The organism is Acinetobacter lactucae (genome assembly GCF_001605885.1).
In the GTDB taxonomy this organism is placed as follows: Bacteria; Pseudomonadota; Gammaproteobacteria; order Pseudomonadales; family Moraxellaceae; genus Acinetobacter; species Acinetobacter lactucae.
This window is the reverse complement of record NZ_LRPE01000038.1, coordinates 13,242-37,050: the sequence shown is the minus strand read 5'-3', so window position 1 is coordinate 37,050 and position 23,809 is coordinate 13,242. Positions and strand designations below refer to the sequence as shown.

Annotated in this window: 24 protein-coding genes and 1 pseudogene; 14 read left to right on the top strand and 11 right to left on the bottom strand. The window is 38.6% G+C overall.

Annotated elements, in window-relative coordinates; translation table 11 throughout:
* A pseudogene (locus tag AWW73_RS19255) lies at positions 1 to 144 on the bottom strand (hypothetical protein); the annotation flags it as partial.
* A 101-nt stretch (positions 145 to 245) separates the two neighbouring features.
* Between AWW73_RS19255 and AWW73_RS14780 the strand changes: the two are divergent.
* The 3 genes from AWW73_RS14780 (at position 246) to AWW73_RS14770 (ending at position 2,980) form a co-directional block, all read left to right on the top strand.
* Positions 246 to 1,436 carry a cupin-like domain-containing protein gene (locus tag AWW73_RS14780; RefSeq protein ID WP_062850028.1) on the top strand — a complete coding sequence of 397 codons (1,191 nt, stop codon included), beginning with the start codon at positions 246 to 248 and terminating at the stop codon, positions 1,434 to 1,436.
* Between the two features lie 85 nt (positions 1,437 to 1,521).
* Positions 1,522 to 2,331: a DUF6502 family protein gene (locus AWW73_RS14775; protein ID WP_062850027.1), complete on the top strand. Its 810-nt coding sequence runs from the start codon at positions 1,522 to 1,524 to the stop codon at positions 2,329 to 2,331.
* Positions 2,332 to 2,347: 16 nt separating this feature from the next.
* Positions 2,348 to 2,980 carry a hypothetical protein gene (locus AWW73_RS14770; protein WP_081409659.1) on the top strand — a complete coding sequence of 211 codons (633 nt, stop codon included), beginning with the start codon at positions 2,348 to 2,350 and terminating at the stop codon, positions 2,978 to 2,980.
* Positions 2,981 to 3,051: 71 nt separating this feature from the next.
* Here the strand turns inward: AWW73_RS14770 and AWW73_RS14765 are convergent, their stop codons facing one another.
* Positions 3,052 to 3,432, bottom strand: coding sequence for a winged helix-turn-helix transcriptional regulator (locus AWW73_RS14765; protein ID WP_062850026.1), 381 nt, complete (start codon positions 3,430 to 3,432; stop codon positions 3,052 to 3,054).
* Between the two features lie 117 nt (positions 3,433 to 3,549).
* Between AWW73_RS14765 and AWW73_RS14760 the strand changes: the two genes are divergently transcribed.
* Positions 3,550 to 4,110 (top strand): flavodoxin family protein, encoded by a 561-nt coding sequence (locus tag AWW73_RS14760; protein ID WP_016143322.1) that lies wholly within the window; start codon positions 3,550 to 3,552, stop codon positions 4,108 to 4,110.
* A gap of 48 nt (positions 4,111 to 4,158) precedes the next feature.
* On the opposite strand, the gene AWW73_RS14755 is transcribed toward AWW73_RS14760, so the two are convergent.
* The 6 genes from AWW73_RS14755 to rpoD form a co-directional block, all read right to left on the bottom strand.
* Positions 4,159 to 5,562: an APC family permease gene (locus tag AWW73_RS14755; RefSeq protein WP_016143321.1), complete on the bottom strand. Its 1,404-nt coding sequence runs from the start codon at positions 5,560 to 5,562 to the stop codon at positions 4,159 to 4,161.
* 251 nt (positions 5,563 to 5,813) lie between these two features.
* Positions 5,814 to 6,998 carry an iron-containing alcohol dehydrogenase gene (locus AWW73_RS14750; RefSeq protein WP_016143320.1) on the bottom strand — a complete coding sequence of 395 codons (1,185 nt, stop codon included), beginning with the start codon at positions 6,996 to 6,998 and terminating at the stop codon, positions 5,814 to 5,816.
* A 1-nt stretch (position 6,999) separates the two neighbouring features.
* Complete coding sequence (locus AWW73_RS14745) at positions 7,000 to 7,533, bottom strand: hypothetical protein (RefSeq protein WP_005072911.1); 534 nt, start codon at positions 7,531 to 7,533, stop codon at positions 7,000 to 7,002.
* 81 nt (positions 7,534 to 7,614) lie between these two features.
* A complete protein-coding gene (gene lipB / locus AWW73_RS14740) occupies positions 7,615 to 8,268 on the bottom strand; it encodes a lipoyl(octanoyl) transferase LipB (RefSeq protein WP_062850025.1) in 654 nt (217 codons plus the stop codon).
* A 202-nt stretch (positions 8,269 to 8,470) separates the two neighbouring features.
* Positions 8,471 to 8,758, bottom strand: a complete 288-nt coding sequence (locus tag AWW73_RS14730) for a YbeD family protein (RefSeq protein ID WP_062850024.1) — start codon at positions 8,756 to 8,758, stop codon at positions 8,471 to 8,473.
* A gap of 97 nt (positions 8,759 to 8,855) precedes the next feature.
* Positions 8,856 to 10,742 carry an RNA polymerase sigma factor RpoD gene (gene rpoD / locus AWW73_RS14725; protein ID WP_002116414.1) on the bottom strand — a complete coding sequence of 629 codons (1,887 nt, stop codon included), beginning with the start codon at positions 10,740 to 10,742 and terminating at the stop codon, positions 8,856 to 8,858.
* A gap of 358 nt (positions 10,743 to 11,100) precedes the next feature.
* Here rpoD and AWW73_RS14720 point away from each other — a divergent pair, with 358 nt between their 5' ends.
* Together AWW73_RS14720 and AWW73_RS14715 are read left to right on the top strand one after the other, a co-directional pair.
* On the top strand, positions 11,101 to 11,307 hold the full coding sequence (locus AWW73_RS14720) for a PA3496 family putative envelope integrity protein (RefSeq protein WP_002116495.1): 207 nt from the start codon (positions 11,101 to 11,103) through the stop codon (positions 11,305 to 11,307).
* A gap of 74 nt (positions 11,308 to 11,381) precedes the next feature.
* On the top strand, positions 11,382 to 11,906 hold the full coding sequence (locus AWW73_RS14715) for a YecA/YgfB family protein (protein WP_002116105.1): 525 nt from the start codon (positions 11,382 to 11,384) through the stop codon (positions 11,904 to 11,906).
* Between the two features lie 123 nt (positions 11,907 to 12,029).
* On the opposite strand, the gene trhO is transcribed toward AWW73_RS14715, so the two are convergent.
* Positions 12,030 to 12,962, bottom strand: a complete 933-nt coding sequence (gene trhO / locus AWW73_RS14710; RefSeq protein ID WP_005064553.1) for an oxygen-dependent tRNA uridine(34) hydroxylase TrhO — start codon at positions 12,960 to 12,962, stop codon at positions 12,030 to 12,032.
* 111 nt (positions 12,963 to 13,073) lie between these two features.
* Here trhO and AWW73_RS14705 point away from each other — a divergent pair, with 111 nt between their 5' ends.
* Positions 13,074 to 13,559, top strand: coding sequence for a DUF1289 domain-containing protein (locus AWW73_RS14705; RefSeq protein WP_005064555.1), 486 nt, complete (start codon positions 13,074 to 13,076; stop codon positions 13,557 to 13,559).
* Positions 13,560 to 13,637: 78 nt separating this feature from the next.
* Here the strand turns inward: AWW73_RS14705 and gltA are convergent, their stop codons facing one another.
* Positions 13,638 to 14,912 carry a citrate synthase gene (gltA, locus tag AWW73_RS14700; protein ID WP_002116327.1) on the bottom strand — a complete coding sequence of 425 codons (1,275 nt, stop codon included), beginning with the start codon at positions 14,910 to 14,912 and terminating at the stop codon, positions 13,638 to 13,640.
* 364 nt (positions 14,913 to 15,276) lie between these two features.
* Positions 15,277 to 15,381 (bottom strand): hypothetical protein, encoded by a 105-nt coding sequence (locus AWW73_RS18810; RefSeq protein ID WP_081409650.1) that lies wholly within the window; start codon positions 15,379 to 15,381, stop codon positions 15,277 to 15,279.
* A 475-nt stretch (positions 15,382 to 15,856) separates the two neighbouring features.
* On the opposite strand from AWW73_RS18810, the gene sdhC reads away from it, so the two are divergent.
* From sdhC to odhB, 7 genes are all read left to right on the top strand, one after another.
* Positions 15,857 to 16,258, top strand: a complete 402-nt coding sequence (gene sdhC, locus AWW73_RS14695; RefSeq protein WP_075384165.1) for a succinate dehydrogenase, cytochrome b556 subunit — start codon at positions 15,857 to 15,859, stop codon at positions 16,256 to 16,258.
* Complete coding sequence (sdhD, locus tag AWW73_RS14690) at positions 16,258 to 16,623, top strand: succinate dehydrogenase, hydrophobic membrane anchor protein (protein ID WP_000833672.1); 366 nt, start codon at positions 16,258 to 16,260, stop codon at positions 16,621 to 16,623. Before sdhC ends, sdhD begins: the two co-directional genes overlap by 1 nt.
* Positions 16,624 to 16,635: 12 nt before the next feature.
* Positions 16,636 to 18,471, top strand: a complete 1,836-nt coding sequence (sdhA, locus tag AWW73_RS14685) for a succinate dehydrogenase flavoprotein subunit (RefSeq protein WP_002116225.1) — start codon at positions 16,636 to 16,638, stop codon at positions 18,469 to 18,471.
* A 14-nt stretch (positions 18,472 to 18,485) separates the two neighbouring features.
* Positions 18,486 to 19,196, top strand: a complete 711-nt coding sequence (locus AWW73_RS14680) for a succinate dehydrogenase iron-sulfur subunit (RefSeq protein ID WP_002116292.1) — start codon at positions 18,486 to 18,488, stop codon at positions 19,194 to 19,196.
* A gap of 283 nt (positions 19,197 to 19,479) precedes the next feature.
* Complete coding sequence (locus tag AWW73_RS14675) at positions 19,480 to 19,608, top strand: hypothetical protein (protein ID WP_002116082.1); 129 nt, start codon at positions 19,480 to 19,482, stop codon at positions 19,606 to 19,608.
* A 157-nt stretch (positions 19,609 to 19,765) separates the two neighbouring features.
* Positions 19,766 to 22,606 (top strand): 2-oxoglutarate dehydrogenase E1 component, encoded by a 2,841-nt coding sequence (locus AWW73_RS14670; RefSeq protein ID WP_016143316.1) that lies wholly within the window; start codon positions 19,766 to 19,768, stop codon positions 22,604 to 22,606.
* Positions 22,606 to 23,799 (top strand): 2-oxoglutarate dehydrogenase complex dihydrolipoyllysine-residue succinyltransferase, encoded by a 1,194-nt coding sequence (odhB, locus tag AWW73_RS14665; protein ID WP_016143315.1) that lies wholly within the window; start codon positions 22,606 to 22,608, stop codon positions 23,797 to 23,799. Before AWW73_RS14670 ends, odhB begins: the two co-directional genes overlap by 1 nt.
* Positions 23,800 to 23,809: the final 10 nt, after the last annotated feature.

Below are 23,809 nucleotides of genomic sequence, written 5' to 3'. Positions count from 1 at the left end.
TGTTGGTGTTGGTGTTGGTGTCGGTGTCGGTGTCGGTGTCGGTGTCGGTGTCGGTGTCGGTGTCGAATCATTATCATCAGACCCACAACCACTTAAAGCCATAAAAATCAAAGCAATGCTGCTTACTTTTACTATATTATTCATCACATGAACCCTTTTTTTATTAAAAATGTGAAAATTTAACATTTTTAAAATAGATCAATTATAATGCAGTTGTAAAGATCAAATTTGAAAAAAGGTTCAACATGGCAGCTTATAATCAAATTGAAATATTCGAACAAAGCAAAAAATGGTTTGATCAGTTGCCATTTGAATGGAAAAACTGGCTTGAAGAAAACTTAGAAAAAGGATGTGGAATTGAACAATTGGTTGAGGTATTAAAAGCGAATGGATTTGGTCCAAAACTTAAAGTAAATGATTTGAATCTTCAGACTCTATCTGATCACGATCAAGAATGGATAATTGAACAAGTTCTAAATGAGGTAACGTCTGCGGAAATTATAAAAAAATTAATAGAGAAGGGGCATGATGGCTTAGAAGTAAAAGAATATTTAAATAATTTAGAAAATAATCAGTTATATAAAATTTTAAAGAAAAAGCATCATCAACTTAAAAAGCGTGAATGGTTAATAGAAACTGTAGATGAGTTGGCACAGCTAAACTCTGACTATAGTAAAAAAGTTCCTTCAATTACTGTTCCAGGTTTTTCTGATTTTATGAAGGATTACTATAGTCAACATCGGCCTGTAATTTTAAAAAAAGGAATAGAACATTGGTCAGCTTTACGTAAATGGTCTCCAGAATATTTTTCTTCTAAATTTGGCCATCATTCAGTTGAAGTTCAGATGAATAGAAATTTAGATGAGCAGTTTGAAAGACATTCTCCATCACTAAAGCAAAAAATGAAGATGGCAGAGTTTGTCTCAAAAGTTATGTCAGTTGATGCGAGCAATAATTTTTATATGACTGCAAATAATGCATCTAATAGTCATCAGATGCTTCAAGAATTATTTTTAGATATTGGTGATTTTGGAGATGGTTACTGTAATTTGGCTTTAAAAAATGAACGTAGTTTTCTATGGTTTGGACCTAAAGGAACTTTTACACCCTTACATCATGATTTAACAAATAATATGTTAGTTCAAATTTATGGGAGCAAAAAAGTAACTTTAATTCCTGCCTTACAAGTTCCCCATCTGTATAACGATCATTGGGTATTTAGTGAGTTGAGTAATACAAATAAAATTGATTTTGAAAAATATCCTTTAGCAAAATTAATTACTCCTGTTGAATGTATTTTGAATGCTGGGGATGCTCTATTCATCCCGATTGGTTGGTGGCATAGCGTAGAAAGTTTAGATGTCTCAATAAGTATTTCTTTTACCCATTTTAATGCACCAAATCATTATGTTGATCGGTTTCCAAAAGAGGTCTAAGAATGAAAATTGCATCTTAAACCGTTCAGTGTGACAATTGCTCGGCCCATACTGTTTTTCAAATATGAAGGAAAATTGTTACCCTATGACCACACTCCAAACGAACAATGCAGAACTTAATCAAAAGCAGGTATTAATATTAATGGAATACCTGACACAGTGGTTAATTCGTTCGGGAGTTGGATATAACGACTTTGTGACTGCTTTAAAACCAGTTTTCTATCAACAGGCTTTAACTGAGCTAGAGCGTATAGAGCAAAAGCCAACTGATTCAGCAGTTAGTTTACTTTCAGGTTTACATCGCAAAGATGTCAATGCATTTAAAAAGGCGATGCAGGCTGGGCAGCCTTTAACAGAGGCAAAAGTAGCAGAGCCAGTAAGTGTGCCTGCTAGGGTGATTGGTTTGTGGCTTGCAGAGGGTTTGGCAGAAAAAATTCCATTTGTAAGTAATGATCAGATTAGCTTTGAAAATTTAGTAAAGAAAGTTTCAACTGAAAAACATCCGCGATCTATTTTGAACGAACTCGAACGCCTTAGTATTGTCAAAGAAGAAGATGGCCTTGTGATGTTACAGCAGCGTAGTTTTATGCCTGATGTGGAGCAATTCGAAGTTCGAAAATTATTAACAAGTAATTTAGAAGCACATTTAGCTGCCGGAGTTCATAATTTATTTGAACCAGAAAAAGAACCCTATTTAGAACAAGCAATTTTTGCTGATGAACTAACAGATGAATCAATCACTTTACTCAAAGAAGCAAGTTTGCGCTTATGGGAAGATTTATCACTACAAGTACTCAAGTTAGCCATTGAACGTTGTGCACTAGATGAAGGAAAAAAGGGTGCAACTAAAACTTTCCGTTTCGGAGCTTATCAATATGACGAAAACAACTTATAAAAAATTAATAATATCCATGAGCTTGATTTTAATAGGCGGTCTTTTGACCGCCTGCGGAGAGGATTTATTTGCAGGCGGCGCCAGTTTAGGAGGGTCGGGATATCCGACTAAACCTGGTAAACCGGGTGATTATGAGACACCAGCGGATGGAGAGAAAGGTGACTCAAAAGATAATGAAATCTGGTTACCTGCTCCTGTTGAAGATGATTGTTATGGCCTACAGCGTAAATTACAGTTTCTTAATAATGTAACGCGTGAACCCATAGAAAAAGAAACAGTTTTTAAATATGCGCAGCAGTTAACTTTAAACGGCACAATTGCTTTGCAAATTACTCAAACTAATAAGGGATTAGAGAAAATACAAGAAAAGCAACCTGCGTGTTATGTACCTTTAGAACTCTATTTACTTGGAAATACAAAGCGTTCTTATCCAGAAAATGAGTGTAAAGAGACTCAAACCTACGAGTACCAGCCTAATGAAACCAAAACTTTTATTGTCAATTATCCTGCATTTGAAATCATGAACGGTACTTGGAAATATGGTTTAGAAAGTAGCTATTTGAAAAATGGTCAGGAGTTAAAACAATGCGAACCTTTAACTATTCAATTTAAAATAAGTGCGTCACCTGAACCGATTAAAATTAATTAAGTTGAGCCATCTTTAAGTTAAGAACACAGCCTAATCGATAAAGTTCATTGAAATTTTAGAGGAACTCTAAGTTAAGCCTGTTCTAGTACTTTTTCATCATAAGTCATTTGGGCTGCTAAAACCTGTTCAATATTGGTTTCAGCCCATTCCTTTAATTGGAATGCCATTGCAGCTACATTTTGCCCTAAAGAAGTCAGTGAGTAATCAACACGAATAGGAGAAGTATTCTGGATTTTACGTTCGATAAAACCATCTCTTTCCAACATTTTTAATTTTTGAGATAGCACTTTCGGCGAAATTCCTTGAATATTCTTTTTGAGTAAATTGAAATGCTGATTTTCCTCTTCAAGCACATTTAAAATCAATAAAACCCACTTATCTGCAATTTTTTCAAAAAATAAACGAGCAGGGCAATGTTGTTGAAAAACATTATATTTTAGACACTCATTCATAGTATTTACCTGCTAATTTCTTAAAAAATTACCCTAGTTACCAACTAGTAACTAATTGACACCTAGTTTCTAAAATATATCATAAAGTGGAATTTAATAAAACAAAGGTTTTCTCCCATGTCTAACTCTAATATCGCGGTTGTATATTTCTCTGGTTATGGCCATACCAAGGTAGTGGCTGAAACGTTTGCAAATGAAATTAATGCGCAGCTCATCCAAATTGATCAAGAGGGGAATATTACTGATCAAGATTGGCAGACATTAAATGATGCGAAGGGGATTGTCTTTGGTGCTCCGACTTATATGGGCACAGCACCATGGCAGTTTAAAAAGTTTGCTGATGCAACTTCAAAAGTATGGTTTACACGTGGTTGGCAAGATAAAGTATTTGCAGGTTTCACAAACAGCGCGAGCTTAAATGGTGATAAGCAAGTAACTCTCATCCAATTACAAACTTTAGCATCGCAGCATGGTGGAATTTGGGTAAGTCTTGGTTTATTACCTGCGAATACAAAAGACGCAACACGTGAAGATGTGAATAACTTAGGTGGTTCAGTTGGGCTTTTAGTTCAATCGCCTTCTGATGCAAGTGTAGAGGAAGTTCCTACTGGTGACCTTGAAACAGCGAAGCTTTATGCTCAACGTGTGCAAAGTATTGTCAATAAAATTTTTGGTTAATCTGACCTATAAAAAAAAAGGCGCTTAAAGCGCCTTTTTTACAATGGGTTACTCATGTTCATTATGTTGTGGTGCCTGATATTTAAATCCTTTGGTTTTATAACCTAGATATAAAATACCGAACATTGCCCACCACAAACCATATTTTAAGGCCGTCTCTTCAATCTCAAGCCATAAGGCGAAGATACTAAAGAAACCAAGAAGTGGAATAATGACGAAGTTAAAAATATCTTTGAAATTCTTCGTGCGGCCATCACGTAAAGCATAACGTGAAATCACGGATAAATTAACAAATGTGAATGCCGTTAATGCTCCAAAGCTAATCATTGAAATGACAATATCTAAGCTCATGAAGCCTGCTGCTAGTGCTACAACACCTACAATAAGAATATTGTATGAAGGCGTATAATTTTTTGGACTAACATGACCAAAGATTTTTTTATTGATTACACCATCACGTCCCATCGCATACATCAAGCGTGATACACCTGCATGAGCTGAAATACCAGATGCCATGACAGTAATGATTGCAAAAGCAAGAACGTATGACTGAAATAATGAACCACCTACTAGTAATAAAATGTCTGGCTGTGTTGCTGCAACATCTTCAAAGTAGTTTTTAGGGTCATTAGGGAAGTAAATTTGCATGAAGTAAGTACTGATGACAAAGATTACTCCAGCGATAAGTGCTGTTAAGAAAATCGCTTTAGGTAATGTTTTTTCAGTATCTTTTGTTTCTTCTGCTAAAGAACTTAAAGAGTCGAACCCGGTAAACGAGAAGCAAAGTAATGTTGCACCAGTGACCAATGCCCCTACGGATGTCAACTCATTCCAGAAAGGCTCTAAGCTCCATAACTGATAACGGGTTGCTTCTGTAATTGGACCTTCTGCATTATAGCCCATTTGTAATTTGCTATAGACCAGATAAGTAAATATACCGATCACGAGTAACTGTACAAATACAATGAGGCTATTAAAATTAGCAACAAAACGTGCACCGCGTAAGTTAATACCAGTCATGAACGCTGTTAATACAATCACCCATACCCAATGATTGACTGTAGGGAATAATGCATCAAGATAAATACCAGCCAAAATAATATTGACCATTGGTGAAAGCAAATAATCTAACCAAGATGACCAACCGACCATAAATCCAACATTGGGATGGATGGATTTTTGTGCATAAGTATAAGCTGAACCTGAAGACGGATAGCGCTTAATCATATGTCCGTAACTAATCGATGTTAGCAAAATTGCAATTAATGCAAAAATATACGAAGTCGGGACATGGTAATGACTTTCTTCGGAAACTAGACCGAATGTGTCAAATAATGTCATTGGCTGAATATAGGCTAAACCAATAATAATAATATGCCAAAGACCTAACGTTTTTTGTAGTTTAACTACAGACGGAGTCCCAGAGATAGTTGTCAACGGCGTTATCCTCATAATCGTTGATCAAGGATCAGCTTGGTGTTAAGGATCGTTTGAGACGAACGATCCCCCCTACAGAAAAAGATAAAGTGCGCCAATCTATCCTAAATTGATGCAAATTGTCAGTACTTTCATCGATTTTTTAGCAAATTTTTTGCCATATTTACAAATAAAATGATGAATACAGATTCACATCTATAAAAAAAATCCTGATTTTATATAAAAATCAGGATCTTATGAGAATTTTTTTAATTTAACTTATGGTATTACCATGCCTTTTGTAAGATATCTCGGATATCTTTTAGGCTTGCTTCTTTAGGATTGTAAATAATTGAGCCATCATTTAGTGCTTTCTCTGCAACTTCATCGAGCTGTGCTTCAGTTACTTTGCCTGTTTCGCGTAAAGTGCGTGGTAACTTAGTTAAAGTAAATAGACGATCACGCATTGCTAAAATCGTAGCAATCGCTCTGTCTGCACGTTGGGTTGCTGGAGTTTGGGCATAGATATCAGCACCGGCTAAGGGCAATAGTAACTCACCAATTTTCTGGCCATTTACTTGCTTATTGTATTCAAGTACATAGGGCAAGAATAAATTCATGCATAAACCGTGAGGCAGGTGAGCCACAGCACCTAAAGCATGACCTAAAGAGTGTACAAGTCCTACCATTGAGTTAGAAAATGCAATTCCCGCCATTGTAGAGGCTTGTGCTAGTTCTAAACGACCTTGTGAGTCATTTGGATTTTCTAAGACATTAAATAAGTTCTCGCTGATTTTTTTAATGCCAGCACTTGCATAAGCATCGCTAAGCGGATTAGCAGCCATACATGTATAAGCTTCAACACAATGTGTTAATGCATCCATACCTGTCATTGCTGTTAAATGAGGAGGCAATGTAAGCGTCATACGTGGATCTAGAATCGCTGCATGTGGCATTAGGTAATAAGAAGCGAACGCTAACTTAACATTCTTTTGCGTATCTGAAACCACAGCAACCATAGTCACTTCAGATCCCGTACCTGATGTAGTCGGGATTACGAAAAATGGTTTTAATGGTTTTGGTAGGTTGTGTGCACCAGAATATTGAAGTAAGTCATCTCCACCTTCAGACACTAAAATGTTAGTTGCTTTAGAGGTATCGATAACTGAACCACCACCTACGGCAATAATCGCATCACATTTGTTTGTACGATAAGCTTCTGCTGCAAGACGAACAACTTCTAAACTTGAGTCTGGTGGGACATCATCGAAAACATGACCAATGACAGCATCAGTCGTGCTGAATGCAGCTTCAATCGGGTTGAGTAAGCCATTTGCGCGCACACCTTTATCTGTAATGATGAGCGGGCGTTTCGCGCCTAAAGTCGCAAGTTCAAACGGAATATGTTCTAACGCAGCATTACCAGCAATGACTTTTACAGGACAAAAGAATTCGTAATATGGTTTAGCCATGTTATGCGCTCCGCTTGAAATAGGACTTAGCTACTTTTAAATAAATATTTGCAGCTTCGTTGAATTTTTCTTTTAGGGTTAGTTCGGTTGGGTATTCTTTCACTGCAAGTGACGCAACCAATTTAGGTAAAATAAGAGATTCCATTTTATTTAGACAGCGTACTAAGCGGATGGCAGCAGATACATCACCATCAGCAATCATTCGGTCATTAGCAAATGCTTGGGCAGTACTTTCTTGAAAAGAAAATACTAAAAAGGCATGAGTTACATGTTTGAATGTAATAGTTAAGTCTGGCTTTCTTTCAGCTCTTTTGAGTAGCTCTAACTGTTTGTCTTCTGTGACTCGAGCAAAAAATGCTGGTCCATTTGGGAAAACATTCATTGAAAGTACAAAGTGAACAGGAAATTTAGATACTTCCTCTTGTATTTCAGTGTCCACTTGACTTGCCATGACTAAGCCACGACCAACAACATCCATCATGAGCTTAACGTAGGCAAGTTGCAGAGTAGGCTTTACAGCTTTTGTCGAAATCACTCGCGTATCCCTTGTTAAAATTATGCAAAAGCAAATTTAGAGTAATTACTCTAATCCATTTTTATTTCATCGCAAAGCGATTTATTCAGTTTTGACTTCTGGGTCATTAAAGTACCCAGTGTTCTTAATATACTCAATAAAGTCTTGGCAAAGTTGAGTGAATGATGGATAAGGAGTCACCAAATCTTGTATACGCACCATTTCTAAACCTGCGTAGCCACAAGGATTGATTGTCTGGAACCCGTCTAGGGCACAGTCCAGATTTAGCGCTAACCCATGGTAGCTACAGCCACGACGGATTTTAAAACCTAAGGAACCAATCTTACGGCCATCTACATATACTCCCGGTGCATCAGGCTTAGCATACGCTTCAATTCCATATTTTTTTAAAACATCTATCATGAATTGTTCAGCAAAACTGACTAACGTTCGTACGTTCCATTTTAGACGATTAAGATCAAACATAAAGTAAGCCACAAGTTGACCAGGTCCATGCCAAGTTACTTGCCCTCCACGATCAGTTTGTACTACAGGAATATCTGATGAAATAAGGATATGTTCAGGTTTGCCAGCTTGACCTTGAGTTAAAACATTATGATGCTGAAGTAACCATAACTCATCGGGCGTATTTTGATCTCGCTCATTTGTTAAGAGTTTCATGGTTTCAAATTTGCTTTGATAATCTTGTAAATCGTTCCATTGCCGAATGATTAAGTTAGGTTTATCAAGGCTCATCACAATATCTTCCTATAAGTTAGTTTATGCGGCGCCCAGTGAATATTTACTAGATAAAGCCGAAGACCTTGTAATTTTAAAGGATTTTATAAAAGGAATTCTAAATATTTGTAAGGTTTTTCGTGGTGTGGAGGTTTTAAAATTTCCAAAAAAATACCACAGTAAGAATGCCTGACTGTGGTATTTATTGAAGAACTTAAAATTAAAGCGCAGTTCTAATCTGCGGACAAGCAGCCAAGTCAGCATAAAGTGCATGAACTTGTTCCAATTCCTCAAAGCGCAATTGTGCTGTTAAAGAATGATACTTGCCAGTGCGAGATTCTTGAACTTTTAATGTTGAGTGATCGAACTCTGGGAAATGTTTCACCAAGATATCGACTACAGCAACACGTAATTCTTCACCCGCATCGCCAATAAGTTTAATTGGATAATCCATCGGAAATACCCAAAGATGTTCTTGTAGTTCGCGAGATGGAGTGCGGTCTAACATAAGTTACCTCATGATTTGAAACGCCTGCATTATCGCAGGCGTTTATAGCTCTTTCTATTAAATGGGGCTTGGTTTTGAAATTTCAAGCTTTCAAAATTTAGTCATTTTCCAAGAAAGAACGTAAGTGTTCAGAACGAGAAGGGTGGCGTAATTTACGCAATGCTTTCGCTTCAATCTGACGGATACGTTCACGTGTTACGTCAAATTGTTTACCAACTTCTTCAAGTGTGTGATCGGTTGGCATATCAATACCAAAACGCATCTTCAATACTTTCGCTTCACGTTCAGTTAAGTTTTCCAATACTTCACGAGTTGCTTCTTTTAAGCCTTCTGAAGTCGCAGCATCAATTGGAGAAGTGATGTTTTGATCTTCAATGAAATCACCAAGATGCGAATCTTCATCATCACCAATAGGTGTTTCCATTGAAATCGGTTCTTTAGCAATCTTAAGTACCTTACGAACCTTAACTTCGTCCATTTCTAAACGTTCACCTAATTCTTCAGGTGTTGGTTCACGGCCCATTTCTTGTAACAATTGACGAGATACACGGTTGATCTTATTAATCGTTTCAATCATGTGAACTGGAATACGAATCGTACGAGCCTGATCGGCGATCGAACGGGTAATTGCCTGACGAATCCACCAAGTTGCATAGGTCGAGAATTTATAACCACGGCGGTATTCAAACTTGTCTACAGCTTTCATCAAACCAATGTTCCCTTCTTGAATCAAGTCAAGGAACTGTAAACCACGGTTAGTATATTTCTTCGCAATCGAAATTACCAAACGGAGGTTGGCTTCTACCATTTCTTTCTTGGCACGACGTGCTTTCGCTTCGCCAATTGCCATACGTTTAGAGATATCTTTAATTTCAGCAACGCTTAAACTAAGCTCTTTCTCAATATCTGCAATCTTTTGTTGGAATGCTAAAACATCTGGACGAACTTTTTCTAAATGCGCCTTGATTTCAGCAGGGGCTTTAGCAATTTGTTCATCTAACCAAGCTGGATTAGATTCTTGTTTAGGGAAAGATGTACGAAATTGAGTACGGTCCATACGGCCACGACGTACTGCATAACGCATGATTTCACGTTCATTGGCACGAATTTGCTCATGTGTACCACGGATCATTTCAGAGATGATGTCAAATAAACGTGGTGTAAATTTAAACATCATAAACACAGTAGCTAAAGCTTCTAAAGCTTCTTCTGCCTCTGGACTGTTACGACCATGTTTTTCAACAACAGCTTTTGTTTTAGCCCAAGCAGCTTCAAGCTCGGTAAAACGAACTTTTGCAACTTCTGGGTCTGGGCCTGAATCACCTTCAGAGTCGTCATCACCTTCAGATTCTTCTTCTTCATCATCATCATCAAGCTTAACTTCTTTCGTTGATTTTGAAGATGATTCGTCTTCTTCCTCAAGCTCTTCAACTTCTTCTAAAACTTCTGGAATATCTTCATCAGTTTCAGGATCGAGGTAGCCAGATAAAATATCGGCAAGACGGCGTTCGCCAGTTAAGAAATCATTATATTCTTTTAATACAACTTCAACAGCATTTGGCCAGTAAGCAATTGAATTAAGGACATCACGGATACCTTCTTCAATACGCTTGGCAATGCTGATTTCACCTTCACGGGTTAACAGCTCAACTGTACCCATTTCACGCATGTACATACGTACAGGGTCTGTCGTACGTCCAGGCTCATTTTCAACCGATGCAAGTACGGCAGCAGCTTCTTCTTCAGCAACCTCATCAGTTGCGTCAGCCGACTCACCGAACATGGTATCGTCAGATTCAGGTGCACGCTCGTGTACAGGAATACCAACGTCTTGAAGCATTTGAATAATGTCTTCAATCTGTTCGCTTTCAGTAATCGAGTCCGGCAGATGATCGTTAACCTCAGCGTAAGTTAAGTAACCTTGTTCTTTGCCTCGGCTAATCAGAGCCGCTACTTGAGAAGTAGGGGAATGCATATCGCTCATCTTTGCTTACTCTTTGTTGAATCTGTGGCAGTGAAAAACCGTGCATGATAGCACAATTTGCTTGAAATGTTTTGGCTTTGATCAGCAACCGTTAAATAAAAAATATCTTTGAATTCACGTCTGTTTTTTGAATATTGGGCTAAAATCATTTTTTTCAAGGTTAAATCATCGAAAAGATCATAGAATTTTTTTCTGATCAAAAAAATAGTTCAGGTTTATAAATACACAATTTTTTGGGCGAAAAAAAGTACAAATATGCAGTTTAATGAAAAAAATATAAATAAAACTTGACACGTTTAAATAACCAAGATAAATAGCGGCTAGACCCATTCACATTTTTTCATTAGAGGTAGTTTTAGTGTCTTCTACAGATTTTGAATTAGATGATAACTACGGTGATGATGATGATGTCGGTTTTGATGAGTCATCAGGCAAAATCACTGCGAAAGAATCATTAGAAAAACGTAGATTAATTGATGATCTATTGGCTCAACGCCGTTTGGAGCGTGAGTTAAAAGATTTTGATTACGATTTAGACGATGATGATCTTGATGATGAAGACTAATCAAATCTGAATAGGGCATCGTCAGCTTAGATGCTATGCTATCGTAGATTTCTTTTTTATAGTCAGGTAACACAATGAGTGCGTTAGATTTAGACCAATTAAGTGAATATCTAGATGGAGACCACAATGAGTATGGTCTAGATTTCGCTGCAACTCATGGTTTTCTGTGTGCAATTGCAGTAGGCCCTCAGTTTGATCGTTGGTTAGATGAATTATTTGATAATAACCATAAAAAAGTTCCTGCCGAAATTATTCAGCAGATCAAAGCGTGGTTAGAGTCAATTCGACAAGACTTAGCAAATGAAAATGGAATTGAATTTCCGTTTGAAATTGAAGAAGCCGATGTTGAGTCTAGCTTAGGCGACTGGAGTGTTGGATTTGTTGATGCAATGTTCTTAAATGAAGATGCATGGTTTGCACCTGAATATGAAGAACAATTAATTGATTTAACTTTACCAATGATGGTATTTAGTGGAATTGATGAAGAAGATCCACAGATGGAATCTTTCCGTCGTAATGGACAGTTAATGGATGAACTGGCAGAAGAAATCCCAGATAATTTGAATGAATTATACTTGATGTATCATACGCCAAATTAATTTATTAGAAGAAATAATAAATAACGTCCTTTCTAGGGCGTTTTTTATTACGAAAAATTTAGTGATATAAAATAAAAAAGGGCAGTAGAAATCTAAATGCCCTTTAAAAACTATATTATAGTTTTATAGGCGTTTACGTTTTGCAGCAGCAATTTGTGACTGTCGCATACGGAAACCAGCTTTTTGCTTTTCTGTGGTCTTGTCGATGCAATAAACGCAAGAAACACCGTGTTCATAACTAGGTAGAGCCGACTCTTCAGGAGTTAAAGGCCAACCACAAGCATGACATTTAATATTCACGCCTTCTTCGACGCCATGAGTTACAGCAGTACGTCCGTCAAATACGAAACATTCGCCTTCCCATAAGCTTTCATCGGCAGGGGTTTCTTCTAGGTACTTAAGAATACCGCCTTTAAGGTGGTAAACCTCTTTAAATCCTTCTTGAAGAAGTAAAGACGTTGATTTTTCACAGCGAATACCACCAGTACAGAACATCGCAATTTTTTTATCTTTATGTTGCTCTAATTCTTTTTTAACGTATTCTGGGAATTCACGGAATGTTTCTGTTTTAGGGTCAATGGCGCCCTTAAACGTACCCGCTTTATATTCGTAATCATTACGTGTGTCGATTAAAATTACATCATCACGAGCAATTAAATCATTCCACTCTTTAGGATCAAGGTAGTGACCCACTAAGTCGCGAGGTTTAACTTCAACGCCTAAAGTTACAATTTCTTCTTTAAGCTTAATTTTCATTTTGCGGAAAGGTTTGTCAGAACTATGGGATTCTTTGTATTCCATAGCGCCAAAGCCTTCATTGAGCAAAAATTGATGTAAAGTATCAATTGCTACGCGATCACCAGCAACAGTACCATTAATTCCTTCACCTGCTACAATCAGAGTTCCGCAAAGATTAATTGTTTTCACTAAGTCTAATAAACGTTGTTGAAGATCGGCAGGATCTTGAACTTCTTTAAATTGATATAGTGCGGCAACAACCCAACCTGCGGTCGCTTGCTGTTCTACAGGTGCAAGCTGTTCTACAGTAGCGTTCATGGAAAACTCCAAATGTATTAAGATAGAAATTTAAGGCGCATATTTTAGCGCGAAAATTTGTAATAAGCGAGAAAACCATAAAAAGTATATGGTTTATTTAAGGAGTTTGTTTTGAGTAATGATCATCGAACGCTCTCTCTCACCCCATGTGCAGGGCGTTGTTCAACAGTTTTTGGTGATCAGGTTTGTCGTGGTTGTCGTCGTTTTAATCACGAGGTGATTCAATGGAATACTTATACGGCAGAGCAGCGTTTGGCTGTGTGGAAGCGTTTAGACGATCAGTTGAATCAAATCTTAGTACCGATGCTGCCTCATGCAGACTTGCAGCATGTTGAGGGCTTCATTTTAAGTAAGCGTGTTCGGTTAATGGAAGGGGCGAGCCAAGGCCGTAAGCTTTATCACGCTTTAAAGATATGTGAAAAGAATAAACATCTAGCACACGAGAGTGGTTTGGGTATTTCGGAGTCTCAAGTCAAAACCATATGGGTGGAATTTGAAAGACGTGTTTTAGCTTTGGCTAAAGCGAGTTATGAGTTGGCTTGGTTGCGAGCAGATGGAATTAGCCATCACTTGTTAACTATGTATGAAGAAGAATAAGTGTAGAGTAGAAAAAGATTTAAATAAAAAAAAAGCTGCCAGAAGGCAGCTTTTTTTTATTTAATTTTCTTTCGAATATTAACGTTTGATGTCGCGTTGAGTTTCACCAGTATAAAGCTGACGAGGACGACCGATTTTGTAAGGGCCGCTGTGCATTTCTAACCAGTGGCTGATCCAACCAACTGTACGAGCAAGAGCGAAGATTACAGTAAACATTTCTGTTGGGATACCAATCGCTTTAAGGATGATACCTGAGTAGAAGTCTACGTTAGGGTAAAGTTTACGCTCAACGAAGTACGGGTCGTTCAATGCGATACGCTCAAGCTCCATAGCAAGTGCTAATTGAGGATCGTTGATGCCTAAAGCTTCAAGAACTTCGTCACAAGTTTGCTTCATTACTTTAGCACGTGGGTCGAAGTTTTTGTAAACGCGGTGACCGAAGCCCATAAGTTTAACTTCTTTGCGTTTAACTTTTTCCATGAACTCTGCAACGTTTTCAACGCTACCGATTTCATCAAGCATCTTAAGAACTGCTTCGTTTGCACCACCGTGAGCAGGTCCCCAAAGTGCAGAGATACCAGCAGAGATACATGCATACGGGTTTGCACCAGTAGAACCAGCAAGACGTACTGTAGATGTAGAAGCATTTTGCTCATGGTCAGCATGAAGCGTGAAAATACGATCCATTGCGCGAGCAAGAACAGGATTAACTTTGTAATCACGGTCAGCAGGAGTAGCAAACATCATGTGCAAGAAGTTTTCCGCATAACTTAAATCGTTACGTGGGTAGATGAATGGTTGACCTACTGTATATTTGTAACTCCAAGCAGCAAGTGTTGGAATTTTTGCAATTAAGCGAATTGCAGTGATTTCACGGTGGTTGATGTCTTCAATATCTAGGTTGTTGTGATAGAACGCAGATAATGCACCTACAACACCGACCATGATCGCCATTGGGTGAGCATCACGACGGAAACCATTGAAGAAACGGCTAACTTGATCGTGAACCATAGTGTGAGCACGTACTTTCGTATCAAACTCAACTTTTTGTTCAGCAGTTGGAAGCTCACCATTTAATAATAAATAACAAGTTTCAAGATAGTCTGCTTGAGTTGCTAACTGATCAATTGGGTAGCCGCGGTGTAATAAAATACCTTTGTCACCATCAATAAAAGTAATTTTAGATTCGCATGCGGCTGTCGCCATAAAACCAGGATCGAAAGTAAAATGACCTTCTTTCAGTATGCTGCTGACATCAATTACATCTGGACCTAAAGTGCCACTGTAGATTGGTAATCCAATTTCTTTGCCATCAAGATGTAATACGGCTTTTTTGCCATTTGCTTCAGACATTCAATAGATCTCCTGTCCTGGTGAATGTTGATCTGACTCGAAATCCTAATGTTCTCATGTGCGAATCAGACGGTGTCAAAATTTGCTATAAGATTAGTGAGTACTGAAATTTTGTCAATTATACTTATGGATAAAAAATGACGTTCCCACAGAGAGTTAGTCATCAAGACCCGAGCAAAAAAGTCAGTAAAATCACTGCATCGGGATGGTATAATAAGTCAATTCAACAAGAACGTGCAGAAAAAAAATGAAGGATGAGTACAATTGTAAGCAAATTTATAAATTGCAATTTAGAATAATAAGACGGTAGAAAATGCCACTCCGCTTAAAAAAATCATAAAACTCATGATGTAATTTCAAATTTCTACTCAAAAAAAATTGTATTTTTATTTAGTTGTAACAAAGAATATTGTTCTTTTTTTAAGTTTAATTGTATAAAAAATAGCTTATCAGACGAGTTTAAAATCATAAGAACTGTTTTTTAATGAAATTCACTTTCGAAAAATTAGTGTAGATCGCTTAATATCTAACTGAAATATAAGTCTGTTCACTTATTTGAAAATGTGGCTCACATTGAAAATAGGAGGGTATTGCGATCATTTTTCTATTGATATGAGGAATTTATAACTTTATCTTTAGTCTAAAATCGGCTTATTTAAAAGAAATTTCAGAAAAAATGAAATTAAATAAAAAGTTATTTTAAACAAGGACATGATGTATATAGGTATAGTTTTTTTATTGGCCTAATAATGTAATATTGTTTTGAATGATTCTTATTTAATGGTTTTTTGCTGAAATGGCAAAGTGGATTGTTTGTATTTTGATACTTCGCGTTTTATAATTCAGTGTCGTTTATAGGTTAGGCATGAGCTGTGCTTGCCTAACAATGCCAGCTTTCCTTGGAATTAATTCAACAAACTCCGGTCGGAGTTTCTACCTACAGGATGCCCGCTGTGAAAAGCAACAGACCTGTCAATTTGTCCATGGGTCAGGTGTTAGCGGTAAATTTACGCTCACCCGTGGCTATTGCATCAATTTTACACCGTTTATCAGGTGTCATCGTTTTCTTATTAGTACCAGTTCTCTTATGGATTCTAGATAAATCATTATCTTCACCAGAAGGATTTGACTACGTTAAAAATGTCGTTTTTGGAAATATCCTTGTACGTTTTGTTGTTTGGGTATTTGCAGCCGGCTTGATATTCCACTTTATTGCTGGAGTTAAGCACTTACTTGCAGATTTAGGTTTTGCTGAAGAACTGCAAAGTGGTCGTATTGCAGCGACAATTTCATTGATCTTATCTGTGGTAGCCATTATCGCAGCCTTTGTATGGATTATGTTCTAATGAAAAGTGCTACAGGTTTAACTGGTTCAGGTTCTCGTGATTGGTTTATCCAGCGTGTAAGTGCGGTTGTATTAGCAGCTTATACTGTTGTTCTTTTTGGTTGGATTCTCTGCAAAGGTGGATTTGACTATCAACAGTGGGCTGGCTTCATGATGACATTACCAATGAAGATTTTTTCTTTATTGGCAATTTTATCGCTTATCGCACACGCATGGATTGGTATGTGGCAAGTTTTCACTGACTATGTCACTACTCGTCAAATGGGTCCTTCAGCGAAAGGTTTACGCCTTGTACTGACGACGGCTGTCATTATTGCAGTGTTTGTGTACGCAATCTGGGGTATCCAGATTTTCTGGGCGAATTGATAGGAAGATATCATGGGCGCGATAACCCCTAAAGAAGATTATTCAAATATTCAAAACCTCACTTTCGATGCAGTTATCGTTGGTGGTGGTGGTTCTGGTATGCGTGCATCTTACCAACTTGCTCAAGCAGGTTTGAAAGTTGCAGTACTTACTAAAGTTTTCCCGACACGTTCACATACAGTTGCTGCTCAGGGCGGTATCGGTGCGTCGTTAGGTAACATGCAAGAAGATAACTGGCATTTCCACTTTTACGATACGGTAAAAGGTTCTGACTGGTTAGGTGACCAAGACGCAATTGAATTTATGTGTCGTGAAGCACCAAAAGTTGTATATGAACTTGAACACATGGGTATGCCGTTTGACCGTAACGCTGATGGTACAATTTACCAGCGTCCGTTCGGTGGTCACTCTGCGAACTATGGTGATAAACCAGTTCCACGTGCTTGTGCTGCTGCTGACCGTACTGGTCACGCATTATTACACACGCTTTATCAAAGCAACGTGAAAATGGGCACTCAGTTCTTCGTTGAATGGATCGCTCTTGATTTGATCCGTAACGAAGCAGGTGATGTTCTTGGTGTAACAGCGATTGACCAAGAAACTGGTAATATCGCAGTATTCCAAGCAAAAGCGACATTGTTTGCGACCGGTGGTGCTGGTCGTGTTTACCGTGCATCAACAAATGCTTATATCAACACTGGTGACGGTCTTGGTATGGCTGCTCGTGCTGGTATTCCATTACAAGATATGGAATTCTGGCAATTCCACCCAACAGGTGTTGCGGGCGCAGGCGTATTGTTGACTGAAGGTTGTCGTGGTGAAGGTGCGATCCTTCGTAACAAAGACGGCGAACCGTTCATGGAACGTTATGCACCAACTTTAAAAGACTTGGCTCCACGTGACTTCGTATCACGTTCTATGGACCAAGAAATTAAAGAAGGTCGTGGTTGTGGTCCAAAAGGTGATTATATCTTACTTGATATGACCCACTTAGGTGCTGACACAATCATGAAGCGTTTACCATCTGTATTTGAGATTGGTAAAAAATTCGCGAACGTTGACATTACTAAAGAACCAATTCCTGTAGTACCAACAATCCATTATCAAATGGGTGGTATTCCTACAAATATGCATGGTCAAGTGTGCTTACCTGAAGCAGGTACAGACAACTACACTAAACCTGTAAAAGGTTTCTATGCAATTGGTGAATGTTCTTGTGTGTCAGTACATGGTGCAAACCGTTTAGGTACTAACTCACTTCTTGACTTGGTTGTATTTGGTAAAGCTGCTGGTGAGCACATTATCGACTACGTAACTAAGCATCATGGTGATGAATATGCACCGCTTCCAACAAACGTATTAGAGCAAACATTAGATCGCGTACGTAAGTTGGATGAATCAACTTCTGGTGAAAATGCACAAGAAGTTGCTGATGCGATTCGTGATATCGTTCAAGACCACGCTGGTGTATTCCGTACTCAAGCTTTGCTTGATAAAGGTGTTAAAGAGATTCTTGCTCTTGAACCACGTGTGCGCAACATTCACTTGAAAGATAAATCTAAAGTATTCAACACTGCACGTGTTGAAGCGCTTGAAGTTGAAAACTTATATGAAGTTGCAAAAGCTACATTAATTTCAGCTGCTGCGCGTAAAGAATGTCGTGGTGCTCATACTGTAGTTGATTATGAATTGCCAGCTGATCACCCAACTTATTCATACGGTCGCCGTGATGATGAGTGGATGAAGCATACTTTATGGTATTCATCAGACAACCGTTTGGAATATAAGCCAGTGCGCTTCAAGCCGTTGACTGTTGATGCAATTCCACCAGCACCACGTACATTCTAATCGGGAGTATAAAGATGAGTAGAGGTACTCGTACATTCGAAATCTACCGCTATGATCCTGATAAGGATAAAGCGCCGTACATGCAAACTTTCAAGCTTGAATTGACTGATAAGCACCGTATGTTGCTTGATGCATTACTTGCTTTAAAGGTTCAAGATGAATCATTAACGTTCCGTCGTTCATGCCGTGAAGGTATTTGTGGTTCGGATGGTGTAAACATTAATGGTAAAAATGGTTTGGCTTGTTTATGGAATTTAAACGACCTGCCTGAAAAAATTGTGATTCGTCCTTTGCCTGGTTTACCAGTTGTGAAAGACTTGGTTGTAGATATGAATCAATTCTATGATCAATATGACAAAATTCAGCCATTCTTGATCAACAACCAACCAGCTCCACCTAAAGAGCGTTTACAATCTCCTGAAGAGCGTGAACACTTAAATGGTTTGTATGAATGTATTCTTTGTGCATGTTGTTCAACTTCATGCCCATCATTCTGGTGGAACCCTGATAAATTCTTAGGTCCTTCAGCATTGTTGAATGCATACCGTTTTATTATCGACTCTCGTGATACTGCTACCGCAGACCGTTTGGCTCGTCTTGACGATCCATTCAGTTTGTTCCGTTGTAAAGGTATTATGAACTGTGTGTCAGTATGTCCTAAAGGACTAAACCCTACTAAAGCAATCGGTCATATCCGTAATATGCTATTAGATCAAGCGGGTTAATTCTGCACAAATAGAAAACGCGCATCCTTGATGTGCGTTTTTTTTTAACTTTATAATGTAAACTTTAGACTTTGGTCGAAAAGAGCGAGGATTTTATATATTGCACCGTATATTAAAAGATAAAATCGCTTATGTATTTCGCCAATTTATAGGTGGTATGTGTCAAAAAAATCAATCGTTGTTTAAGAACATGATACGATTTGCCACAAAGTTATAGGTGAAAAAAGCGTATACTAGTGAAATTAATTTAAGTAGCACGATCTTAGATCTGTGCTTAATTTTTATGGTTAAAGTCATTTTAGAAAAGTTAATTTTAAAGTTAATTTTTCTAAAAAGATTTGCAAAAAATTGCTCGGTTTTAATCGAGTATAAGGTGAGTGATGATGCCATTGAGGGCGTTGTGATTCATTAATTACCTATGGAGTTTTCTCTCTAGGTAGTATGACGCCCCATGGTCTTAGTGACCTGTTGGGTAAGTAATGCCTTTTTTACCAATTTGGCATTATGCATCATGGGTATGCTTAAAAGGCAGCCTGTAATATTTTTTGCAATAGGAAATGGGTCCACAAATGCAAGAAGTTGCTGACGCATTGCGTCTTGACACTGAACTTTCCGCTGATAGTGCAGCGTATATTGAAGAACTTTACGAGCAGTACCTGACTTCCCCAACCTCTGTAGCTGAGGACTGGCGCCAATATTTCGATAAATATCCAAAGGGTGACCAACCACACAGCGCTGTGCGTGAGCAATTCCTATTACTAGGACGTAATGCTAATCGTGTTCAACCTGTTGTACAAAGTACTGTAAGTACTGAGCATGAGCGTCGTCAAATTGGCGTTTTACAACTTATTGCTGCTTATCGTAATCGCGGACATCAAAAAGCTAAATTAGATCCATTAGGTCTTGCTAAGCGTGAAGAGATTCCAGATTTAGATCTTTCAGCTCATGGTTTAACCAAATCAGATTTAGACACAGTATTCAATACAGGCAATCTTGAGATCGGCAAGAGTGAAGCAACACTTGCTGAAATGATTGAAGCAATGGAAGCAATCTATTGTGGTTCAATCGGTGTTGAATACATGCATATCGTGGACACAAAAGAAAAGCGTTGGATTCAACAACGTCTTGAGAGTGTTCGTGGTAAATTTAATTACACAAATGATCAAAAGAAAGGCTTCTTAGAGCGTTTAACAGCCGCAGAAGGTCTTGAAAAATACTTAGGTAATAAATACGTTGGCGCTAAACGCTTTGGTGTGGAAGGCGGCGAATCTTTTATTCCTATGGTAAACGAGATTATTCAGCGTGCTGGTGCTGTAGGTTGTAAAGAAGTTGTTATCGGTATGCCACACCGTGGCCGTTTAAACCTTCTTGTGAATATTATGGGTAAAAACCCTGCGGACTTATTTGGTGAGTTCGAAGGTAAATCAATTCATAAAAAAGGTTCTGGCGACGTTAAATACCACCAAGGTTTCTCAAGTAATGTAATGACTCCGGGTGGCGAAGTTCACTTGGCATTGGCATTTAACCCATCTCACTTGGAAATTGTTGGTCCTGTAGTTGAAGGTTCTGTACGTGCACGTCAAGTACGTCGTAGAGACATTGGCGGTGATGACGTACTACCAGTTATTGTTCATGGTGATGCGGCATTTGCAGGTCAGGGCGTGAACATGGAAACCTTCCAAATGTCACAAACTCGTGGCTATACGGTTGGTGGTACAGTTCATATTATTGTGAACAACCAAGTAGGTTTCACAACTTCTGATCCACGTGATGCACGTTCTACTGAATATTGTACTGACGTTGCTAAAATGATTCAGGCGCCAATTTTCCACGTAAATGGTGATGATCCTGAAGCTGTTATCTTTGCTACTCAATTAGCACATGATTTCCGTCACGAATTCCGTAAAGATGTCGTAATTGACTTGTTCTGTTATCGTCGTCGCGGCCATAACGAAGCAGATGAGCCATCTGGTACACAACCATTGATGTATCAAGTAATTGCGAAGAAAGCAACTACTCGTACACTTTATGCTGATCAACTTGTTCAAGAGAAAATACTTGATCGTGCTGAAGCTGACCAAATGGTTGAAGATTACCGTTCTGATTTAGAAGCTGGTAATCATGTGGCGAATGCTTTAGTGCTTGAGCCAAATACCAAAATGTTTGTTGATTGGACTCCATATTTGGGCCATGACTACACAGACGATTGGGATACTTCATTTGACTTGAATCGCCTTAAAGAATTAGGCGAGGGCATGAGCAAACTTCCTGAAGGGTTTGTAATGCAGCGTCAGGTTCAAAAAGTAATTGAAGACCGCGTAAAAATGCAAACTGGTGAAACTCCATTAAACTGGGGTGCAGCAGAAACTTTAGCTTATGCAACTTTATTAGATGAAGATTATCTAGTTCGTATTACTGGTGAAGACGTGGGTCGTGGTACCTTCTCACACCGTCATGCGAAATTGCATAACCAAGCTGATGGTTCAACTTACATTCCTCTTTGTCATGTTAAAGAGAACCAACCACGTTTTGCGATTTACGACTCTCTTTTATCTGAAGAAGCTGTTCTTGCATTTGAATATGGTTACGCAACTACAATTCCTAAGAGCCTAATTATTTGGGAAGCACAATTTGGTGACTTCGTAAACTGTGCTCAGGTTGTAATTGACCAGTTCATTGCTTCTGGTGAAACTAAGTGGGAACGTGTTTGTGGTTTAACAATGTTGTTACCACACGGTTTCGAAGGTCAAGGCCCAGAACACTCATCAGCTCGTTTAGAACGTTTCTTACAGTTATGTGCTGAAGATAATATGCAAGTGATCACTCCAACGACACCTGCACAGATTTTCCACGCATTACGTCGTCAAGCTGTACGCCCAATTCGTAAGCCATTGATTGTAATGTCACCGAAATCTTTACTTCGTCATAAACTTGCGACTTCTACTTTAGAAGAGCTTGCAAATGGTTCATTCCAAACTGTAATTGACGAAATCGATCAAATTAACAAGTCAGATGTAACTCGTCTTGTACTTTGTGGCGGTAAAGTTTATTACGACTTACTTGAAAAACGTCGTGAGCAAAACTTAACTAATGTCGCAATTGTACGTATTGAACAGTTGTATCCATATCCAGAGCAACGTCTTGCGGAAATCTTGGCTGCATATCCAAACGTAAAAGAACTTGTTTGGGCACAAGAAGAGCCGAAGAACCAAGGCGCATGGTTATTTATCGCACCGCGTTTATATGACGATATCTTAAAATCTGGCAAACAAATCCGTATCAGTTTTGCAGGTCGTGAAGCTTCTGCTGCACCAGCTTGTGGCTCACCGTACTTGCATGCAAAACAACAAGCTCAGCTAATTAATGATGCATTGGCAATCGAAGCTGAACAATCAGGAGATTCTCAATAATGGCAACCGAAATTAAAGCACCGGTATTCCCAGAGTCTGTTGCAGATGGAACCATCGCAACTTGGCACAAAAAGGTGGGTGAACCTGTATCACGTGACGAAGTGATCTGTGATATTGAAACCGACAAAGTTGTTTTAGAAGTGGTTGCTCCTGCTGATGGTAGCTTAGTTGCAATCATTAAAGATGAAGGCGATACAGTTCTTTCTGACGAAGTAATTGCTCAGTTTGAAGCTGGTGCTGGCGCAGCTGCTGCTCCTGCAGCAGTAGAACAAGCAGTTGCTCAAACTCAAGCTGGTGCAGCGCCTGTTGTTGAACGTACAGAAACTGTATCTGACCAAGCTCCTGCGGTTCGTAAAGCTTTAACTGAATCTGGTATTGCTGCTGCTGACGTACAAGGTACTGGTCGTGGTGGTCGTATCACTAAAGAAGATGTTGCAAACCATCAAGCTAAACCAGCTGCTAACGTTACTCCGTTAAGTGTAGCTGTTGGTGAACGTATCGAAAAACGTGTTCCAATGACTCGTTTACGTAAGCGTGTTGCTGAGCGTCTTCTTGCTGCTACTCAAGAAACAGCAATGTTAACTACATTCAACGAAGTTAACATGAAGCCAATCATGGAATTGCGTAAGCAATATAAAGATGCGTTTGAAAAACGCCATGGCGCTCGTTTAGGCTTCATGTCATTCTTTGTTAAGGCTGCGACTGAAGCACTTAAACGCTACCCAGCTGTAAACGCTTCAATTGATGGCGATGATATTGTTTATCACGGTTACTATGACATTGGTGTTGCAGTATCTTCTGATCGTGGTCTTGTTGTTCCAGTATTACGTGATACTGACCGTATGAGCTATGCAGAAGTTGAAGCAGGTATTGCTGCTTATGCTGGTAAAGCACGTGATGGTAAATTATCTATCGAAGAAATGACTGGTGGTACTTTCACAATCACTAACGGTGGTACTTTCGGTTCATTACTTTCAACTCCAATTTTGAATCAGCCACAAACTGGTATCTTGGGTATGCACAAAATCCAAGAGCGTCCTATGGCTGTAAATGGTCAAGTTGAAATCTTGCCAATGATGTATTTAGCACTTTCTTATGACCACCGTATGATCGATGGTAAAGAAGCTGTAGGTTTCTTGGTAGCAATCAAAGAATTGTTAGAAGAGCCAGCTAAACTCATCCTTGATCTTTAATTTCTTCGAA

What these genes read in the sequence shown, in the direction of transcription:
- AWW73_RS14780 (WP_062850028.1), top strand. Translation starts at nt 246, where the DNA reads ATGGCAGCTTATAATCAAATTGAAATATTCGAACAAAGCAAAAAATGG.
- AWW73_RS14775 (WP_062850027.1), top strand. Translation starts at nt 1,522, where the DNA reads ATGACCACACTCCAAACGAACAATGCAGAACTTAATCAAAAGCAGGTA.
- AWW73_RS14770 (WP_081409659.1), top strand. Translation starts at nt 2,348, where the DNA reads ATGAGCTTGATTTTAATAGGCGGTCTTTTGACCGCCTGCGGAGAGGAT.
- AWW73_RS14765 (WP_062850026.1), bottom strand. Translation starts at nt 3,432, where the DNA reads ATGAATGAGTGTCTAAAATATAATGTTTTTCAACAACATTGCCCTGCT.
- AWW73_RS14760 (WP_016143322.1), top strand. Translation starts at nt 3,550, where the DNA reads ATGTCTAACTCTAATATCGCGGTTGTATATTTCTCTGGTTATGGCCAT.
- AWW73_RS14755 (WP_016143321.1), bottom strand. Translation starts at nt 5,562, where the DNA reads ATGAGGATAACGCCGTTGACAACTATCTCTGGGACTCCGTCTGTAGTT.
- AWW73_RS14750 (WP_016143320.1), bottom strand. Translation starts at nt 6,998, where the DNA reads ATGGCTAAACCATATTACGAATTCTTTTGTCCTGTAAAAGTCATTGCT.
- lipB (WP_062850025.1), bottom strand. Translation starts at nt 8,268, where the DNA reads ATGAGCCTTGATAAACCTAACTTAATCATTCGGCAATGGAACGATTTA.
- AWW73_RS14730 (WP_062850024.1), bottom strand. Translation starts at nt 8,758, where the DNA reads ATGTTAGACCGCACTCCATCTCGCGAACTACAAGAACATCTTTGGGTA.
- rpoD (WP_002116414.1), bottom strand. Translation starts at nt 10,742, where the DNA reads ATGAGCGATATGCATTCCCCTACTTCTCAAGTAGCGGCTCTGATTAGC.
- AWW73_RS14715 (WP_002116105.1), top strand. Translation starts at nt 11,382, where the DNA reads ATGAGTGCGTTAGATTTAGACCAATTAAGTGAATATCTAGATGGAGAC.
- trhO (WP_005064553.1), bottom strand. Translation starts at nt 12,962, where the DNA reads ATGAACGCTACTGTAGAACAGCTTGCACCTGTAGAACAGCAAGCGACC.
- gltA (WP_002116327.1), bottom strand. Translation starts at nt 14,912, where the DNA reads ATGTCTGAAGCAAATGGCAAAAAAGCCGTATTACATCTTGATGGCAAA.
- AWW73_RS18810 (WP_081409650.1), bottom strand. Translation starts at nt 15,381, where the DNA reads ATGATTTTAAACTCGTCTGATAAGCTATTTTTTATACAATTAAACTTA.
- sdhC (WP_075384165.1), top strand. Translation starts at nt 15,857, where the DNA reads ATGCCCGCTGTGAAAAGCAACAGACCTGTCAATTTGTCCATGGGTCAG.
- sdhD (WP_000833672.1), top strand. Translation starts at nt 16,258, where the DNA reads ATGAAAAGTGCTACAGGTTTAACTGGTTCAGGTTCTCGTGATTGGTTT.
- sdhA (WP_002116225.1), top strand. Translation starts at nt 16,636, where the DNA reads ATGGGCGCGATAACCCCTAAAGAAGATTATTCAAATATTCAAAACCTC.
- AWW73_RS14680 (WP_002116292.1), top strand. Translation starts at nt 18,486, where the DNA reads ATGAGTAGAGGTACTCGTACATTCGAAATCTACCGCTATGATCCTGAT.
- AWW73_RS14675 (WP_002116082.1), top strand. Translation starts at nt 19,480, where the DNA reads ATGGTTAAAGTCATTTTAGAAAAGTTAATTTTAAAGTTAATTTTTCTA.
- AWW73_RS14670 (WP_016143316.1), top strand. Translation starts at nt 19,766, where the DNA reads ATGCAAGAAGTTGCTGACGCATTGCGTCTTGACACTGAACTTTCCGCT.
- odhB (WP_016143315.1), top strand. Translation starts at nt 22,606, where the DNA reads ATGGCAACCGAAATTAAAGCACCGGTATTCCCAGAGTCTGTTGCAGAT.